We start from the raw sequence: 15,270 nt of genomic DNA, 5'->3' as shown, positions 1-15,270 counted from the left end.
GCCTGCCTGGCAAGGCACGCCGATCGGAGTCCACCCGCACGGACAGGCCAGCGGCGACGCGCAGAGGGGCATCTTCGGCCGCCAAATGTCGTGATTTCCCGCCGGTGTCTGAGAATTTTACGAAAAGCGGGCCGACGCCTTGCAGTCGTATCGATCGCATTCCTACATTGCAATGGCCCAAGGCGCCGAGGGCATGGAAGTCCAACACTCATCCACTGAAAGGGAGTTTTGCATGTTCACGAAGATCCGCACTTCGATGTTTGCCACTGCACTGCTTGCTGCTTCTGTATTCGGTTCCAGCAACGCTCTCGCAGCTGAAAACGCACCCGCGACCGATGTCATCGTCATCTGCGACGCCAATCTCTGCGTGATTGTCGTTCTCTGATTCTGATCACCCGGGCGCGATTTGCGCGCCCGGGCCATCGCGCTCCATTGAAAGCAAGGAACACCATGAAGATCTCCATGGGGGTGGCGGCTGGTCTCGCCTTGATGTGCGGCCTGCCCTTCGCTTCATACGGCTCTGAGAACGCGACGGCAGGGAAAGCGGATGTACGTGCGTTCTTCCAGGCCTATCTTGCGGCTGCCAACGAACCGGTTCCAAACGTACAACTGCCGGCCATCTGGGTTTACTCGCCAGCAGGCCATCTGGTCGCCCGGATCGAAAATGCCGACGACCTTGACGCTGCCAAGGCCATTCTGGCAGCGCCGCAGGCAGCGCCACTATCGACCATGCGGCTCACTCAGGTGACCGGCCTGCTGAAAACCCTGGGTGTGGACACGGGAGCAGTGCCAGAGGGCGCGTGGACCCTGCTGCTGCTGAGGAGCGAATCCTGTGCCCAGCCGTGCCAGCCATTCCACGCGGCAATGGCGTCGCTTCAAGCCAGTCAGCCCGGTGCCGTCAGGGCCGTTGACCTCGCCTTCAACCGCTGAATCATGACCAACGCACTCAGCGCTTCTTTCTTCCTGGCCGTGGTGCGCCTACGCGAACAGCAGTTCAGGGGGGTATATCTGGTATCGACACTGGCGGTCACTGTGCTCGCGTGGGTCGTTCTGTCTGCCTTGACCGATCCATTCCTGGTATCCCGGGCGGGGGGCAGCATCAATGCAGGCCTGGCCATCTCCAACGCGCGGGCGCAGGCAGACGCCTACCCGCTTCGCTACATGCACGAACTGGAACGGCATAGCGGGGTCGCAGGTATCACCTACCTCAGTGTCACCGCACTGCCCTGCGGCGCAGGCCGCAGCGTCATACCGCTCAACGCCATTGGGGGCTCCGGCACCGTTGCCAGGCTCCGCTCCAGCGGGGTTCCGGGGGAGATGATCGAACGCTGGCGCGGCACCGAACAGGGAATACTTGTCGGTGCAGAACTTGGCGAGCGCTGCAACCTGAAGGCCGGAATGAGCCTGCATCCCACAGAGCTCCTCTCAGGCATCGTTATGCCAGTGACGATTATCGATGTGCTGCCACTGACCCAAGCACAACTGGGCAATCGCATTGCCTATGCGCACTATGACTACATCAACAGGCTGCTTCCCGTGGCGCAGCAGAATCGGGTCATGCGCGGCACAGTAACGGCACGAGACGCTGCCACCATCGAAAGCTTGGCCGATGCCATCAACCACAAGTTCGCCAGCAGCGACCCGCCGTTGCTTGCCGAACCCAGTACGGCTGTCCAGAGTGCGCTGGGTCGATTCGGTCAGGTCCAGGATCTGCTTGGCATCGTCATGCTCGCCATGGCCGCCTGCGCTCTGTTGGTGTTCGTCACGGTCTTGGCCCATCTGGTCGCGCTGCGGCGCGCCAGCATGGCGGGGCTGCTGGCACTGGGGTTCGGTCGCCGGCTGCAGTTCGCAGCACTGAGCGCCGAACTCGGGACCCAGCTTGTGCTGGGAGTGTTGCTGGGTCTGCTGGGTGGCATTGCCGTCATGTCGGCAGTGAATCCGCAGGTCGAGTGGCTAGTCGGCCAACTGCGGGTGCCGGACTGGGCGCTGCTGTGGCTACCCGCAGGACTGGGGCTACTGGCCGTGGCTGCGCTGGCCCTGCCCGCCTACCGCATTGCACGCCTGCGGCCAATCGATCACCTGCAGCCGTGACGCCACCCGGAGAAACCGTTCATGCGTACGACCGGACACGTCCGTCAACTGCTCTTCATTCTGCTATCGATGCATCGCAGCCGCCCCCACGATGCGCTGATGATCTTCACCGGATTCGCCATAGCCGCATCAACATTGACAGTCATGCTGTCCATTCCGGCGGGCATTGACCGCATCACGCGCCAGACGGGGCAGTCCGACATCGCACTGGCGATGGCCGCCAACGCCACGGACGAATCCAGCAGCAGCCTGTCACAGGAGCAAGTGGCCCAGCTCTCACAGCTTCCACAGGTTGCGCGTGATGCCGATGGCCGGCCGAACGTGGCGCTCCAGTTCCTTGCCACCGCCCGGCTGCCCCGCACCGATGGCCAACCAGGGACCTTGCAGCTTCGCGGGATTGATCGCAATACCTGGGTGCTCCTCGACAATGCGCCGATTCATGCAACCGGAGGTTTTGAACCTGGTCAACGGCAGTGGCTGGGGAGCGCCACGCTGGCGGGACAGTATCTAGCGCTGAACCAGGCCACCACCGAGCTGTTGGGGGCGACGTGGCGACGGGTGGGTCTGCTGGAGGCCGGTGGGAACTTATGGGAATCGGAAATCTGGGTCGAACAGTCAGCGCTGCAGGCAGCATCGAATCGGCCGTCCGGCGTTTCCTCCGCATGGATCAAGTTGACTGGCCCCGACCAGCTGGGCGAGCTGATCGCAGCGGGCCAAGCTGATCCTCGGCTGGAAGGGGTCCGGTTCGTAGGACAGGTGGACTACTACCAACAGCAGATGGGGTTTCTGACTCGCCTGGTCACTGCAGCTGCGCTGGGTGTATCCCTTTTGCTGGGCGCGGGAGCCGCACTTGCCATCACAACAGCGCTGGACATGGTCCTGGACAAACGTCGCCGCCAGCTGGCCACGCTGTGGGCGCTGGGCTTCAGCCCAGCATCCATCTGGCTGGCCGTCCTGACCGAGGTGGCAATCGTCGGAGTGCTGACGTCCCTGATGGCCGCTGCGCTGGTCCATGCCCTCCTGGACGGGACCCACTTTGGCACATCGGGCGCAAGCCAAGCCGTATACGCAACGTTCATCGTCGATTCCAGCGTGATTTCCGCGGTGCTGGCGTATGCCCTGCTTCTCGCCCTCCTGGGTTCCGTACTGCCGCTGCGTCGCACCCTCAGCCGTGGCTTGGCGCAGGCACTGAAGAACTGACCCGAACACTTCAACAGGCTGGCTGAAGGCATACCCCATGACTCCGAAAACGCCCCCTTCTCGCAGCGATCTGCTCCACCAGCTCCGACGCGGTACGGCCGCCGGGGCCGTTGGGCCCATCTCTGGCATACGGCCGTCGGTGCGATGGCAAGTCTGGACTGTGCTCGTTCTACTGGCGCTCGGCATCGGTGCGTGGGTACTGGCAAGACACGGCAGCCCCCCTTCAACCTCCTTCGATCGCAACCGCGCCGCGGTCACTACGCCCCCTTCCCTCCCTGCCGCAGATCCGTCATCCATGGGCCTGGACGCCAGCGGCTATGTCGTGGCGCGTCGTACCGCCACTGTGTCGGCACAAACCATCGGCATGGTGACCGAAGTGCTCTTCGAAGAGGGAGAGGAGGTCGAGACCGGCCAGATACTGGCCCGATTGGATGGACGGTCCGCCCGTGCATCGCGGGACATAGCAGCACGCCAGTACGCCGCGGCCACGAAGCTGGCGCAGCAGTACCAGACGCAGCTCGATCAGGCTCAACGCGATGCCCAACGCGCCATCGAGCTTGCAGACCGTAAGCTGCTGGCCCATCAGGATGCCGAACAGGCACTGGCCAAGGTGGCAAGCCTGCGTGCGCAACTTGCCGCCCAGCGGAGCACGGCCGAGGCCAGCAAAGCACAGGTCGAGGCGGCGCAGGTACTACTGGAGCAGACCGTCATCCGCGCGCCCTTCGCTGGCGTTGTCACCTCCAAGGCTGCACAGGTAGGCGAGATCATTTCGCCCAGCGCAGCCAGCGGCTTCACCCGCACGGGCATCGCAACCATCGTGGACATGCACTCGCTGGAAATCGAAGTGGATGTTGGCGAGGCCTACATCAGCCGGATCGCAGCTGGAATGCCAGCCCTAATCCGGCTGAACGCCTACCCCGAACTGGACCTGGCGGGGAACGTCATCGCCATCATCCCCACGGCTGACCGGGGCAAGGCAACCGTGCGCGCCCGGATCGGCCTGGACACACACGACCCGCGGATCCTGCCGGACATGGCTGCCCGTGTCAGTTTCCAAGGCAGGGCACTGCGCTCGACACCCGCCACTGTCACACCTGCCTCCTCGTGACTTCCGCCAAGGCTACTGGAGCCAACATGTCCTGCACCATTTCGCTTTCCGGCGTCAGCAAGTCCTACCAGCGTGGCAATCAACACATCCAGGTACTGCAGGCCATTGACCTGGTGGTACGCGCCGGTGAGTTCGTGGCCCTGATGGGACCCTCTGGATCAGGCAAGACCACACTATTGAACCTGATGAGCGGCGTAGATGAACCCAGCGCCGGAAGCATTCTTGTTGATGGAACGCGCGTTGACCAACTGGGCAGCAGCCAATTGGCGGCCTGGCGCAGCCGCAGCGTTGGTTTCGTTTTCCAGTTCTACAATCTGATGCCCAGCTTGACCGCCTTGCAGAATGTGGAACTGCCGCTTCGGCTCACGCCACTTCCCGGAGCGGAACGGCGTCGACGCGCCGCGATTGCGCTGGAGCTGGTCGGGCTTGCCGACCGTGCGCGCCACCGCCCATCGGAATTGTCAGGGGGCCAGCAGCAGCGTGTGGCCATCGCGCGGGCGATTGTGACCGACCCCGACTTTCTGATCTGCGATGAGCCAACCGGTGATCTTGACCGGCAGTCAGCCGTAGAGATCATGGAGCTGCTGCAGCAGCTGAATCATGAATACGGCAAAACGCTGGTGATGGTCACCCACGACCCCAAGGCTGCCGAGTATGCCTCGCGCGTGTTGCATCTGGAGAAAGGCGAGCTGATGGCATCTGCAGCCCAGCCCTGAAAAAAAACCCCGGCAACGGGCTGACCGTTACCGGGGTTTGGAATGCTGGAGCGGGCGATGGGAATCGAACCCAAACCCACCTAACCGACTGTTCCATAAGAAAATCCCCGGAACATTCGACTAGAAAAACGATACCTCTAACGATACTTGGAAGCCTAACAGGCTTGCAGAAGGGCCAGCAAGCAGCGGGGCAATGCGTCCCACTTGCTCCCACTGTTGGGGATGGCTCGGGTGCGCATTGCCCCGTCGGCAAACCAAGCTCCAGCAAAAGACAAGGCCGCCAAACGGCGGCCTTGTTGATCAACCCTTAGGAGGATTTGGGTCGTTCCCGTAACTGTCCTTGTCCCGGATAAGGCCCTGACGGTCGTGGATCACCACTTCGCTGCGCTGGTTAATGGCGATCTCACGCGCATGCTGCCTTGCCTCTTCCTGGGTCCGGTGGTGAGAGGTATCGCGCGAGTTGCCTTCGCCACGCACCGCCCAGCCATCCGGCCGCTTCACCACGTGCTGATTCTTGCCCATTTCGACCTCGACAATGGTTTTGGGCGACGACCGCCCACACCCATGATCTTGTGTAAAAATTACAAAATCAACACCAGATATAGTTAATTCACAAAAAAACACGCCAATTCGCTCCGCACCCGCGGATGTCGCAAACGCGTCTCAATTCACGCCGAGAGGAAAGCCTTCAAAGCTCGCGGGTAAGCCAGACCGAACGGCGTCTCGTGTCGGCAATCTGGGGCGTTTGGCTCAGCGCCTGCGGCAAGGAGCGTCGCACACGTGGCGGCAGGGTCACGCCGTTCCCACCCCTCCAGGAACCTAGTTGCGTGAACGGACGTCCAGGGGCGCCCATCGGCCAGCGCAGCCAGAGCCGCCGCAGCGGGTCCGGAAGACCCAACATGATCTGAGCATGCCGCCAAGTGAAGCGGGGTCTGGGCATGGCGATCACGTGCATTCGGGGAAGCACCGGCCAGCAACAGCGCGGACACTGCCTCAACGTTTCCCAGATGGGCGGCGAAGTGGAGAGGTGTCTGACCGTGGCGATCGCGCGGATCAGGAAAGATGGTCGCGGCCAGTGCAGCGTTGATCGCGGCAACATCGCCCATGACCACGGCCTCGTGTAATGGCGTCCAAGTCATGATTGCCCTACCCTTCGAGTGGCGGCCCTTGCCTCCAAATGGGTGATGCCTTTTTCGCGCAGGGCGTTTCGTCGGGTCGGTTGTAGCAACAGCTGCTCGCTTACAACCAACAAGCCGCCGACAATCTCTGCCGGATCCCAACTGTCCACGCCGGCAGCGACAACCAGACCTCCCAGCTCGATCTTCCGGTGAGCATCGGCACGGCGATCCGCCTCGCGTTGCTTCAGTTCTGCGCGCCGGCGCTTGCGTTGCTCTTCGCGTTCGACGAGCAGCAGCTTGGCTTGCTCCTTGGCCAGCGCTCCGACCATCCGCTCCAACTTCAGTTTCTGCTTTTCAACGTTTCCCACAGCACGCTTGCTCTTGCTTCGTTGCTCCATGCAACCAGAAATGGCGCGAAGCGCAAGGGGCTCTGCCCCATCGTGGATGCGAGCGGTCAGCGAGCATCGCTTTTGCTCTTGGCTAAAAAGTTGACAGTTCCGACGTGCATGTAACCCTGAGAAGGGGGCCCGACGAGCGGCAGCGAGCGGCCCGGTTCTATGTGGTTGGCAGGGGGCGATTTCGCCCCCAGCAACCAAGCAATAGCGCACTTATGGTTTTGCTTCGCAAAACCGTGCGGTCAGGGCTTCGCCCCGACACCCGAACGCCACGCCTTTCGCGTCGCCTCCCCCCAATCCTCCCCCCCAGAGGGGGCTGCGTTGCATCGGAGCTTTGGGCAGTGGCGATCTACAGCGTTCAAGTGAAAAGTCTCAGCCGTGGGAAGGGCGACAGCGCCACCGCTGCCGCCGCTTACCGGGCTGGTCTCGACCTGGACGATCCCAGCGGCGCACGCCACAGCTACTGCCGCAAAACCGGCGTACTTTCCGTGGACATGCTGGCCCCCACCAACGCGCCAGCGTGGGCATTGGATCCGCACCAACTCTGGTCCAAGGTTGAAGAACACGAGACACGGAAGAACGCGCGTGTCGCGCGCGAGGTGCTCATGGCCCTGCCCCACGAACTCACGCCCGAACAACGCCGGGCGCTGGCTCGGGACGTCGGCCAACTGTTGGTGGAACGTTACGGCGTGGCCGTGCAGATCGCTCTCCACGCCCCAGACAAGGGAGGCGATGAGCGGAACTACCACGCGCACATTCTCATGACCCCTCGCCAAGTGGATCCGACCGGGTTTGGCGACAGCGCGGCCAGGATCTTGGACGAGTTCAAGGCAGGTGCTCAGGAGCTGAAGGCACTGCGAGCCTTGATCGGTGAGCGCATCAACGATGCCCTGAGCGCTGCCTGCCAATCGGCACGCGTGGACCACCGCAGCCTGCGCGACCAGCAAGGCAGCGCCATAGAAGCGGGCGACTTCCGCGCCGCCGCCAAGCTGGACCGTCTGCCCTCCAGGCACGAAGGCAAGGCGGTCACGCAAGCCCGTCGCAGGGGGGAGCGCCTCCCTCGTGCAAAACGCAACGATCGCTTGAAGACGGCAGGAGAACGGCGGTTCAACCAGCACTCCCGTCGCTTCGAAGAAATCAAAGCCAAGGCCGCTGCCGAAGGCCGATTGGCAACCGTGGACGAACAAGCCCTGCATGCGCGTGCCTTGGTTGAACGCCGTAAAGAAGGGGCTCAGCGGTTGCAGGCTGCGACCGAAGCCCTTCTCGTTCCAAATACCCCAAAAGCCCACGGCGCCGTTCCAGCACCTGAGATGCGTCCCGCTTCCCTCCAACCCGGATCTTCAGTGCCCAAAAGGACCACTCGGGTGGTCAGTCACCGGGGGAAAGAGGCAGCGGCCAAACTGCCTCCGCAAGTCCACACCCGGGTCACCGGTAATGGAACGAGGGAAAGCGAACAAGCGGCCCACCTGGCGAACCTATGGCTGGCTCAGCTCGAAAAAGACGTGGCCGATCTGATCCGGCGTGCCCTGGCTTGGGCTCAGAACCATGCCGATCCCTTGCCCCGCTCGCTGGCCCGGGACTACCTCTCTGCCGAGGGAGAAGCCCAGTTGGCCGTCGTCGTACGAAACCAGGCGACGGCTGACCTCAAGCAGGCCCGACGGGCCCGGCACGATGCCCGCTACTACCGCGATCAAGGCGAAGCAGGGCTGAAGGGCAAAGACAAGCTCGCCCAGCGCGTGGGCTGGACACCCAGGACCCTGCGGGACCTGCAAGACGCGGTGAAACTGACCGAAGAGCAGGTGGGCTGCGCCAAGCAAGCCGAGCGCTTGGCGGTCACCGCTCAGGAAGCCGCTGTCATCGAAGCAAAACGCCTACAGCAGCGGTTATTGGACAGGTTCCTGAAGGCAGATCCGGAAGAGAATTTCCGCTTTTCCAAACAACAGCCAGCGTCTTCAGAACCAGCCCCCGAAAAGCGGCATGTGGTTCACTCAACTCTCAATCCACCGAAGTCAACATCGTTCCGCCCCCCGCGTCCCTGAGGCACCTATTAGAGATCTTCGTTGTTGATCTGATACCAACGTTGAGTTTCTTCATCGAAGGCGTTCCATAGTGCATCAAGCGACGCTCTTGAGCCTTGAAGCAATGGTTGATCCAGATGCTCAAACTGATCGAACTGAGGCGTTGGCAACAGCATTCCAACACCTGAGAAACAAAACCATCTGCCAATCAATTCGGCTACCTCGTATAGTTCCTTCAGCGCAGCTTTTGCGTCATCGAGCCCCCATTGGTCTAGGACGCGCCCATTCCTGCTTGCCTCCGTGGCGGCATGGGCGTAATGCAGCGTGGCATGCTCAACAACGCCATCTAGACGTGCCAAGCGTGCATCCAGTCGATCAAAGATGCTCTCTTGAATGACATCCGCGTCGGAACTCGTTCCAGGGGTTGTTCCACTCAGCCAATCGAACTCAGCGTGCCGTTGTTCAGAAATCTCATAGTGAAACTCCCGGGGCACCCAAAAAGCACCGGGACCCTGTTGCCACGCATATTCTTCATGGCGCCTCCGGACTTCTTCGTAGTTGTAAGGAAGTTCCGCGATTTGCTCAACATACACCCGGCGCGTGATGCGATTTCGAACTGCACGAACATCACTGAGGATGGCCCCCAAGGAGCACACTCCATTGCGACCATATAGGGGGTGCGCTTTGTCCACCAGTCGTCGAATTGCCTGCATGGTCGAGCCCCAAAAGCCTTCAACCAGCAAGTCGATCATCACTCCATTGATCTTCTTCGCCCCCTCCGTCTCCGGAGCTTCACGTATAGCTTCGCCGATAGAGGAAAAAGCAGCGATATTCCATGCTAAATGCGAGAGCGCTTGGCTGACAGAATTAGCATCGCCATCTAAGGCATTCTTCCATGCAGCGATTTTTTCCCGCATACCACTCCGTCATCATTGAATTAGCGAGTCGGCTTGCCAACGATTGTGCCAAAAAGGGCCTGAACTGCCTCTTTTCTTTCCTTGGGGGGCATCTCAGCTAAAGCCAAGATTGCCTCAGCAATGGTCTCGTCTTCGGCCACAAGGTAGGCCATCGGCACCCCGAGCACCTCGGCCAATTTGCCCAATCCGTCGAGGTCAATGCCACTGGTCTCGTTCTCGTAACGGTTGACCCGGCTGCTCGCCAGCTTCTTATCCAGTCCCATGAGCACCCCCAGCGCCCGCTGGCTGGCAATGCCGCGCAGCGCTCGCGCTTGTTTCAGGCGGGCCGCAAAGAGGCTGCGGGGTGACGGTGGAGCCTTGGACACGTGGACGCAGCTTGATGGATTGATCCTGAAGCATGACTTCTCACGGCGTTTTGTGGCAGAGTCTTCATGAAATGTAGCACCCAACCATCACCCAAACACAGGGGGTTTCATGAAGATCGTCCTTACCTTGCTGATTTCCGCCATCGCTGCACTGGGCTTGGCCGCTTGTGGCAGCAACTGGCCGTCCATCGAAGAAGCCCAAGCTGCGATTGGAGCCACCTTCACCCAAGTCTCCAGCGGATCGATGACGGTGACCGGTTACCGGGACTTCAAGCTTTCGGATTGCCGAGACGCGGCCCCGGCCGATGGGGTCGTTTGCGACTTGGCAGGCGAGGTGGTCCTGAATATCTCGGGCACCGAGCTGGTGCGTCCCATCATTGAGCCGGTCCGTTTCAGCAAGGCCAATGGCGTTTGGACGGCGCACAGGCCCTGACCGCATGAACTCTTACGCAAACGTGGGTTGCGCATCGGTTCTTCTCGGGGGAGCCGGCCTCGTCTTCGTCGGTGGCGGCTTGGAGATGCTCCAGAACGGAAGCTCATTTGGGTGGCTGGCGGTCTTGGGAGGCATTGGCACCTGGCTGGTGCTGGCCTTCCTCTTCTGGATCACCCATCGGGCCAACCGACGACGGGCGTGGATCAACCGCCAGCCTTTCCCCCATCACGCAGGACAGGGTCTCCCCCGCGGAGGCTTCTGGCGGGGCTTCCTCTGGACCTGGGCTGCCGTCATCGCCCTCCACACGCTGGCGTTCCTGGTGAGCGGCTTCGCCGATATCCTCCCCAGTCCAGCACAAGTGCGGGGCCTGACTGCACTGGCAGAGTTGGTGCTAGTGCCGCTTCACGTGGCCCTACCACTAGCAGGAGGCACGTTCTTTACGCTTGTCCGATCTACGTCATGTCCCTAGGCGTCGGAGACGACTTGGTAGATGGGCGCATAACGTCGTGTCATGTCAGAATGGGCAAACTCGCAGGATCGCTTGTGCATTCAGGGGGATGTTAAATGGCGCTTATTCGCCGGACTTTGTTGGTAAAGAAAGTTGCTCAAATTGACGGTCAGCGGTATCCGGCCATTCCGGCCATCAATCTTCACCTGCAAATGGATGCAGTCTTCACGGCTGCTAACACTGTTTGGGATCGGCACTATCCTAAGCGTGAGAAGATAAAGCCCGGCAACAGGTGTGTGTTCTTTGAGCGCGTGGAAAGGAAAGGGCAGGCAGTGCTTTTTCATGCCTATTCATATGTGGCAGGCCTCACACCAGACCAAGCCGTGCTTGATGACATTAAAGCTCGCATATCTGCGGAGCCTATTGTCGACGAGGACGGAACTCCCAAAGAGGTAGTGGAACGCTTCGCGATCCTTGTCTTCGGTGAGGCAATTGTGATTGAAACTGCGCGGGTTGCCGGGAGTGGCCCCCTTGCGATCCATGCAATTCGCGATCTTGTTCGTCGACACGTATCGCCCAAATTCCCGAATTTGCGGCTGGAAGATGCTCCGAGCTTAGGGTTTAAGGAAATGGCGAAGTTGCATCGAGGAGTGAAGGAAGTTACGGCGCGTCTTCACAGTGGCTTTGTCGCTGAGCCGAATACTTTTGGCAAGTCGCTAGAGACGTTCATTACTCCCAAGGGCTTGGGAGCGCTTAAGCGAGTGACCACCACCGTCGAGGCTTTGGATGGCCAAGAGCTTGACGTTGACGAAGTCGAAAAGTTGGTAAATGAAAGTGAGGATGGGACTGGCTTGAGTGGGATAACCGTCACATTTGTGGACGGCGTGTCTCTTGGTGACCTTGAGAAGTATCGAGAGAAGTTGATGATCGAGGTTCAGCAAGTGCGCCCAGGCGTTCCAGCAGTCACAGAAATTGAGACGGAGGTGGTGAATTATATGACCCACCTGGTGACACCCAATGCGAATAATTTCCAACTTATTGATAACACCGGAAAATTCACGTAACACGGACCTATGAGTATCGCTGTGAGCCTACGAGATCTTACGCCTCCCGAGGTTTCAGCAGCTGCTGAAACGCTGGCGGCTGCGCGTCGTGATGCATTGCCGACGAAGGCCGCCAAGCGCTCCAAGATCGCTTTTTATGCTTTAACGTTGATAGCTGGTGGGGCAATCGGGTATTTGCTCTTGCAAATCGGGCTGATTGATCCCAAGGACAAAGATCTGTGGAGAGCGGTCCTTACGGCAACCTCAGTTCTCAGCGGGTTCATGATCGCGACCATGTTGTTCACTGGCAAGATTGACGTAGCTAAGAGCCTGTCTATCTCAGAACTTCGAGATGTTTCGCTTAAGGCGAACTATCTCCTTCTTTACCAGTTTGGAACACTGATAAATCACTTCACCTGTTTGGTGATGGCGCTCCTTGTTCCGGCGATTGTTTCACGCTGGGAGCAGGCGGGGCAGCCAGCAGCAATACTTGTTTGCGGCTTGTTTTTTGCTTCACTGATTAGGTCGACCTTGATCCCGCTTCAGATCATAGAGCTTCACAGATTCACGCATGCTGCTTTGCTGCGTGAAAAGAGAGATGAAATCGCGAAGTTGCCGCCCATTTAACCAAAATCTAAAAAACGCCCCGGGCTTGACAAAGCTCCGGGGCGTTTTACTTTGAGTTCATGGCCCCCGGGTAGGTAAACCCGGAGGCGAGCAAGGTAGTTGCAGCTACGACATGCCCAGGCGGTGCCCCTTGAGTGCACATTAGCAAGCCTCGGATGGACCGCAAGCCTCTATCTTTCCTCTCCTCCCAGTCTGCCCAGCTTGGCCGTTGGTAGCCGTATCACGGTGCCCGGATGGAACAAGCCGGGTCATGCACAAGGAGCGGGAACCCGCGAGGGTTTGGGATTGACCTCCACCGGCGTGCGTGAGCTTTGAAGCAAGGGGACAAGGCGCTGTATGGCCTGCAACTTGCGCCAACCTAGGTGGATCATCTGTCGAGGGGTAACCGGGAGTGCTCAATCTGGCCCGGGAGCGTATCCCCTTCTCTGTCCGTCCACCAACGGGGTTGTGGTCAATGGAATGCAGCTAGGAGTTATTCCCAGGAAGAACGCGTCTGGGGACGGGGTAGCCCACTGGAGAGACGCCAGGCGAGAGCTTGGTGACAGGACCCAGAGCCGGGGCAGTCAGACTGCCTGAACCTGTTGAAGCGGTGTCGTCTGATTATCACCGCGCCCTGAGTGCTGGGGGCCTCCTGCGGAGGCCAACTCACAGGGCCAAAGTCATCCCCGGGCGGCGCCTTTCGATGCCGGTCCTAGGGGAGACTTTGCCCTTCGGCTGGAGGGGCCCCGAAGGGGACCCGACAGCTGAAGGGCAAAGCAGGGGGGCTTTGGCAAAGCCATTAGAAGCAATAGAAAAGCTTTTGCATGCTTTTCCTGCTCTGGATAAGCAGATCCGGCGAAAAATTTGAGCTCGCCTCCTAGAGCTCCAAAGCACGCATTCGTGTGGAAGCACCGTTTGACTATGCCCCACGTGCGGTTCGCCTCGCCTCTGCGGCAACTCGTTTCAAGTTGTCCGCAAATTGACCCGGGGCGTGCGAAGGCAAGGTCACCGGCGGGTTGAACATCGCCAGCGTCTCCACTCGCAGAGGCAAAGTCTCTGGCTGAACTGCGGCCGGCACGGCCAACCCACTGTTGTCCACGTAGACTTTCCGCAAGACGGATTTGGGCGGTTTTCCATGTCCGGTGATGCGGCCAATGGCCACGTCCCTGGCGCCGACCTCCATGCCGGTGGCCAACAGAGCTCGATCCATGTGGGTAATGAAGTAGTGCCTAAAGGCATGAAATCCCATGCCCTCATCGGTGATGCCTTCCCGCTTGATGTAGGTCGAAAACTGCCGTGACAGCTGACGCCCAAAGCCCAACCCTGTGCTGTTGGGAAGGTCCGGGAAAAGGCGATCCACGCCGGACGCTCGCACCTCATCTACGAAATGGAGGAAACCTGCATCCAACACCGGTTGCGCCAATGGAACGAACCGAAGTGAGCTCGTGTTCTTGACCTTGTTTCCTTCTCCCAGAGTTGTGACCAGGAAGCCGGCAACCCCATCCACATGCATCACATCTGCTGCGCGCAGCTGCGCCACTTCGTTCACGCGCGCGCCGCTGTATAGACCCAATATCGGCCCCCAGAAGCGATGCGGATACTTCGAGGCCCAGCGCAAGAAACCCGATCCGAACACTGCTTTCAGTTCGTCATGAGTGAACGGGCGACCAGTTTCCGGCTCCTCCACTCCTCGCCGTTCCGACGGTGAGGCGATGCCCTCCATCGGGTCAAGCTGTAGAAGCCGCTGTTTGCGCAGGTGCGAAATGAACACCCTCAATCTGTCCCAATGCTTGCTGAGCGTCGCACTGGCCGGTGCCTTTTCGCCGTTGCGTTTGGAGAGCGCGAGAACCTCCAGGACACTGAGGTCGCGATACAGCTTGTGCTTGGTTGCGTTTCTAGGCCAATGCTCCACCGCGTCCATGAAGGCCTGCACGTGGTCAGCGTCCAGTGTGGAAACAGGAATGTCCCCAACAAGGCCCAACAGAATTCGCAGGCTGTGCCGACTTTCGATGATGGTTTTCGGCGCCAGCTTTCCCAAGCTGGTCAGATGCTTATCGATACAGACGGAGAGCAGTGGTCCTGACGGGACAGTGGCCAACTTGGGCACCTGAGGCAGGTAGCCGGCCACCGCAGCAGTCAGCGGATCCTTCTCCGCCACTTGCCCCATCAGCCGCTCCAGCATCTCCACGTCCTGAAGTGTTTCCAGCTGAGCCTCAGCAACATGGGTTCCGTTGCGCAGGGTCATGCCTTTGATGATCAGGTCCCTGCGCCCAGCAGCACGTGCCGCTTCCAGTGCCTTCTTCAGATCCACCGCGTCCCCCTGGCGTATCGCTTCGAATGCCTGAGAGAGTGCCACGCCCATGCAGGCGGCCACCAGCCGTGCCCTATCGCCGGCAGGCTCATGGAGAGGACGAACGAGGAAGCGCGAACCGATGGCGGCACGCAAATCGATGGGCACAAGAGAGCGGGCGTATAGCCCACTGGGACGAGAAAGAAGCAGCGGCTTGGGCAAAAACGATACCTCGAACGATACCTGGGCAGGTCGTTTGAGCGTTCGTTTTTCTGCCAAATCACCCGTGCGCTATCAACAACTTAGGCGCAGATCCGGTGACAAATGGAGCGGGCGATGGGAACAGAATCCTCGCACGCCAACCGATTGATTTCCCTAGCTTATCCCAGCAGGAGGGTGATCCAAAATGATGCCTCGGATGATACCCCACGGCCTTCCTGATGTCTTCAGCCCATCGTCTAGCCCCCTCGGTGTTCTTGGGCAGATGGGAACGCGCTACTCTCTGGGCACTCATCAGGGGGA

The 15,270-nt window shown here is 60.1% G+C and carries 15 protein-coding genes; 10 read left to right on the top strand and 5 right to left on the bottom strand.

Going from position 1 to position 15,270, the window contains the following annotated elements:
• Positions 1-232 precede the first annotated feature (232 nt).
• The 6 genes from IAE58_RS05175 to IAE58_RS05150 all read left to right on the top strand — a co-directional run bounded on the left by IAE58_RS05175 (position 233) and on the right by IAE58_RS05150 (position 5,115).
• Positions 233-385 (top strand): hypothetical protein, encoded by a 153-nt coding sequence (locus IAE58_RS05175; protein ID WP_199932834.1) that lies wholly within the window; start codon positions 233-235, stop codon positions 383-385.
• Positions 386-450: 65 nt separating this feature from the next.
• The gene (locus IAE58_RS05170) at positions 451-930 is read left to right on the top strand and encodes a hypothetical protein (RefSeq protein WP_199932835.1); all 480 of its coding nucleotides are present in this window, start codon (positions 451-453) and stop codon (positions 928-930) included.
• 3 nt (positions 931-933) lie between these two features.
• Positions 934-2,091, top strand: a complete 1,158-nt coding sequence (locus IAE58_RS05165; RefSeq protein WP_199932836.1) for an FtsX-like permease family protein — start codon at positions 934-936, stop codon at positions 2,089-2,091.
• A 21-nt stretch (positions 2,092-2,112) separates the two neighbouring features.
• Positions 2,113-3,291: an FtsX-like permease family protein gene (locus IAE58_RS05160; protein WP_199932837.1), complete on the top strand. Its 1,179-nt coding sequence runs from the start codon at positions 2,113-2,115 to the stop codon at positions 3,289-3,291.
• 295 nt (positions 3,292-3,586) lie between these two features.
• Positions 3,587-4,399 carry an efflux RND transporter periplasmic adaptor subunit gene (locus IAE58_RS05155; protein WP_199932838.1) on the top strand — a complete coding sequence of 271 codons (813 nt, stop codon included), beginning with the start codon at positions 3,587-3,589 and terminating at the stop codon, positions 4,397-4,399.
• A gap of 26 nt (positions 4,400-4,425) precedes the next feature.
• On the top strand, positions 4,426-5,115 hold the full coding sequence (locus IAE58_RS05150; RefSeq protein ID WP_108753975.1) for an ABC transporter ATP-binding protein: 690 nt from the start codon (positions 4,426-4,428) through the stop codon (positions 5,113-5,115).
• A 300-nt stretch (positions 5,116-5,415) separates the two neighbouring features.
• On the opposite strand, the gene IAE58_RS05145 is transcribed toward IAE58_RS05150, so the two are convergent.
• Positions 5,416-5,637 carry a DUF2188 domain-containing protein gene (locus IAE58_RS05145; RefSeq protein WP_010481480.1) on the bottom strand — a complete coding sequence of 74 codons (222 nt, stop codon included), beginning with the start codon at positions 5,635-5,637 and terminating at the stop codon, positions 5,416-5,418.
• Between the two features lie 613 nt (positions 5,638-6,250).
• Positions 6,251-6,631, bottom strand: coding sequence for a conjugal transfer protein TraD (locus tag IAE58_RS05135; protein WP_233614703.1), 381 nt, complete (start codon positions 6,629-6,631; stop codon positions 6,251-6,253).
• A 338-nt stretch (positions 6,632-6,969) separates the two neighbouring features.
• On the opposite strand from IAE58_RS05135, the gene IAE58_RS19955 reads away from it, so the two are divergent.
• Complete coding sequence (locus IAE58_RS19955) at positions 6,970-8,667, top strand: MobA/MobL family protein (RefSeq protein WP_325166834.1); 1,698 nt, start codon at positions 6,970-6,972, stop codon at positions 8,665-8,667.
• Positions 8,668-8,675: 8 nt separating this feature from the next.
• Here IAE58_RS19955 and IAE58_RS05120 read toward each other — a convergent pair whose 3' ends face one another.
• The gene (locus IAE58_RS05120) at positions 8,676-9,563 is read right to left on the bottom strand and encodes a hypothetical protein (RefSeq protein WP_199932841.1); all 888 of its coding nucleotides are present in this window, start codon (positions 9,561-9,563) and stop codon (positions 8,676-8,678) included.
• A gap of 20 nt (positions 9,564-9,583) precedes the next feature.
• Entirely contained in the window at positions 9,584-9,928 is a 345-nt protein-coding gene (locus IAE58_RS05115; RefSeq protein ID WP_199932842.1) for a helix-turn-helix domain-containing protein, read from the bottom strand.
• Between the two features lie 109 nt (positions 9,929-10,037).
• On the opposite strand from IAE58_RS05115, the gene IAE58_RS05110 reads away from it, so the two are divergent.
• The 3 genes from IAE58_RS05110 to IAE58_RS05100 all read left to right on the top strand — a co-directional run bounded on the left by IAE58_RS05110 (position 10,038) and on the right by IAE58_RS05100 (position 12,479).
• Positions 10,038-10,361 (top strand): hypothetical protein, encoded by a 324-nt coding sequence (locus IAE58_RS05110; RefSeq protein WP_199932843.1) that lies wholly within the window; start codon positions 10,038-10,040, stop codon positions 10,359-10,361.
• Between the two features lie 564 nt (positions 10,362-10,925).
• On the top strand, positions 10,926-11,873 hold the full coding sequence (locus tag IAE58_RS05105) for a hypothetical protein (protein WP_099475863.1): 948 nt from the start codon (positions 10,926-10,928) through the stop codon (positions 11,871-11,873).
• 9 nt (positions 11,874-11,882) lie between these two features.
• On the top strand, positions 11,883-12,479 hold the full coding sequence (locus tag IAE58_RS05100; protein WP_199932844.1) for a hypothetical protein: 597 nt from the start codon (positions 11,883-11,885) through the stop codon (positions 12,477-12,479).
• 898 nt (positions 12,480-13,377) lie between these two features.
• Here IAE58_RS05100 and IAE58_RS05095 read toward each other — a convergent pair.
• Positions 13,378-14,970: a site-specific integrase gene (locus IAE58_RS05095; RefSeq protein ID WP_233614706.1), complete on the bottom strand. Its 1,593-nt coding sequence runs from the start codon at positions 14,968-14,970 to the stop codon at positions 13,378-13,380.
• Positions 14,971-15,270 lie beyond the last annotated feature (300 nt).

The sequence above is a fragment of the Stenotrophomonas sp. S49 genome, assembly GCF_016624905.1.
Taxonomy (GTDB): Bacteria; Pseudomonadota; Gammaproteobacteria; order Xanthomonadales; family Xanthomonadaceae; genus Stenotrophomonas.
This window is presented reverse-complemented; position numbering and strand designations above follow the sequence as displayed.

Excerpts from the sequence above, each read along its gene's own strand:
- IAE58_RS05175 (WP_199932834.1), top strand. The coding sequence starts at position 233 with ATGTTCACGAAGATCCGCACTTCGATGTTTGCCACTGCACTGCTTGCT.
- IAE58_RS05110 (WP_199932843.1), top strand. The coding sequence starts at position 10,038 with ATGAAGATCGTCCTTACCTTGCTGATTTCCGCCATCGCTGCACTGGGC.
- IAE58_RS05165 (WP_199932836.1), top strand. The coding sequence starts at position 934 with ATGACCAACGCACTCAGCGCTTCTTTCTTCCTGGCCGTGGTGCGCCTA.
- IAE58_RS05120 (WP_199932841.1), bottom strand. The coding sequence starts at position 9,563 with ATGCGGGAAAAAATCGCTGCATGGAAGAATGCCTTAGATGGCGATGCT.
- IAE58_RS05150 (WP_108753975.1), top strand. The coding sequence starts at position 4,426 with ATGTCCTGCACCATTTCGCTTTCCGGCGTCAGCAAGTCCTACCAGCGT.
- IAE58_RS05135 (WP_233614703.1), bottom strand. The coding sequence starts at position 6,631 with ATGGAGCAACGAAGCAAGAGCAAGCGTGCTGTGGGAAACGTTGAAAAG.
- IAE58_RS05170 (WP_199932835.1), top strand. The coding sequence starts at position 451 with ATGAAGATCTCCATGGGGGTGGCGGCTGGTCTCGCCTTGATGTGCGGC.
- IAE58_RS05145 (WP_010481480.1), bottom strand. The coding sequence starts at position 5,637 with ATGGGCAAGAATCAGCACGTGGTGAAGCGGCCGGATGGCTGGGCGGTG.
- IAE58_RS05160 (WP_199932837.1), top strand. The coding sequence starts at position 2,113 with ATGCGTACGACCGGACACGTCCGTCAACTGCTCTTCATTCTGCTATCG.
- IAE58_RS05105 (WP_099475863.1), top strand. The coding sequence starts at position 10,926 with ATGGCGCTTATTCGCCGGACTTTGTTGGTAAAGAAAGTTGCTCAAATT.
- IAE58_RS05100 (WP_199932844.1), top strand. The coding sequence starts at position 11,883 with ATGAGTATCGCTGTGAGCCTACGAGATCTTACGCCTCCCGAGGTTTCA.
- IAE58_RS05155 (WP_199932838.1), top strand. The coding sequence starts at position 3,587 with ATGGGCCTGGACGCCAGCGGCTATGTCGTGGCGCGTCGTACCGCCACT.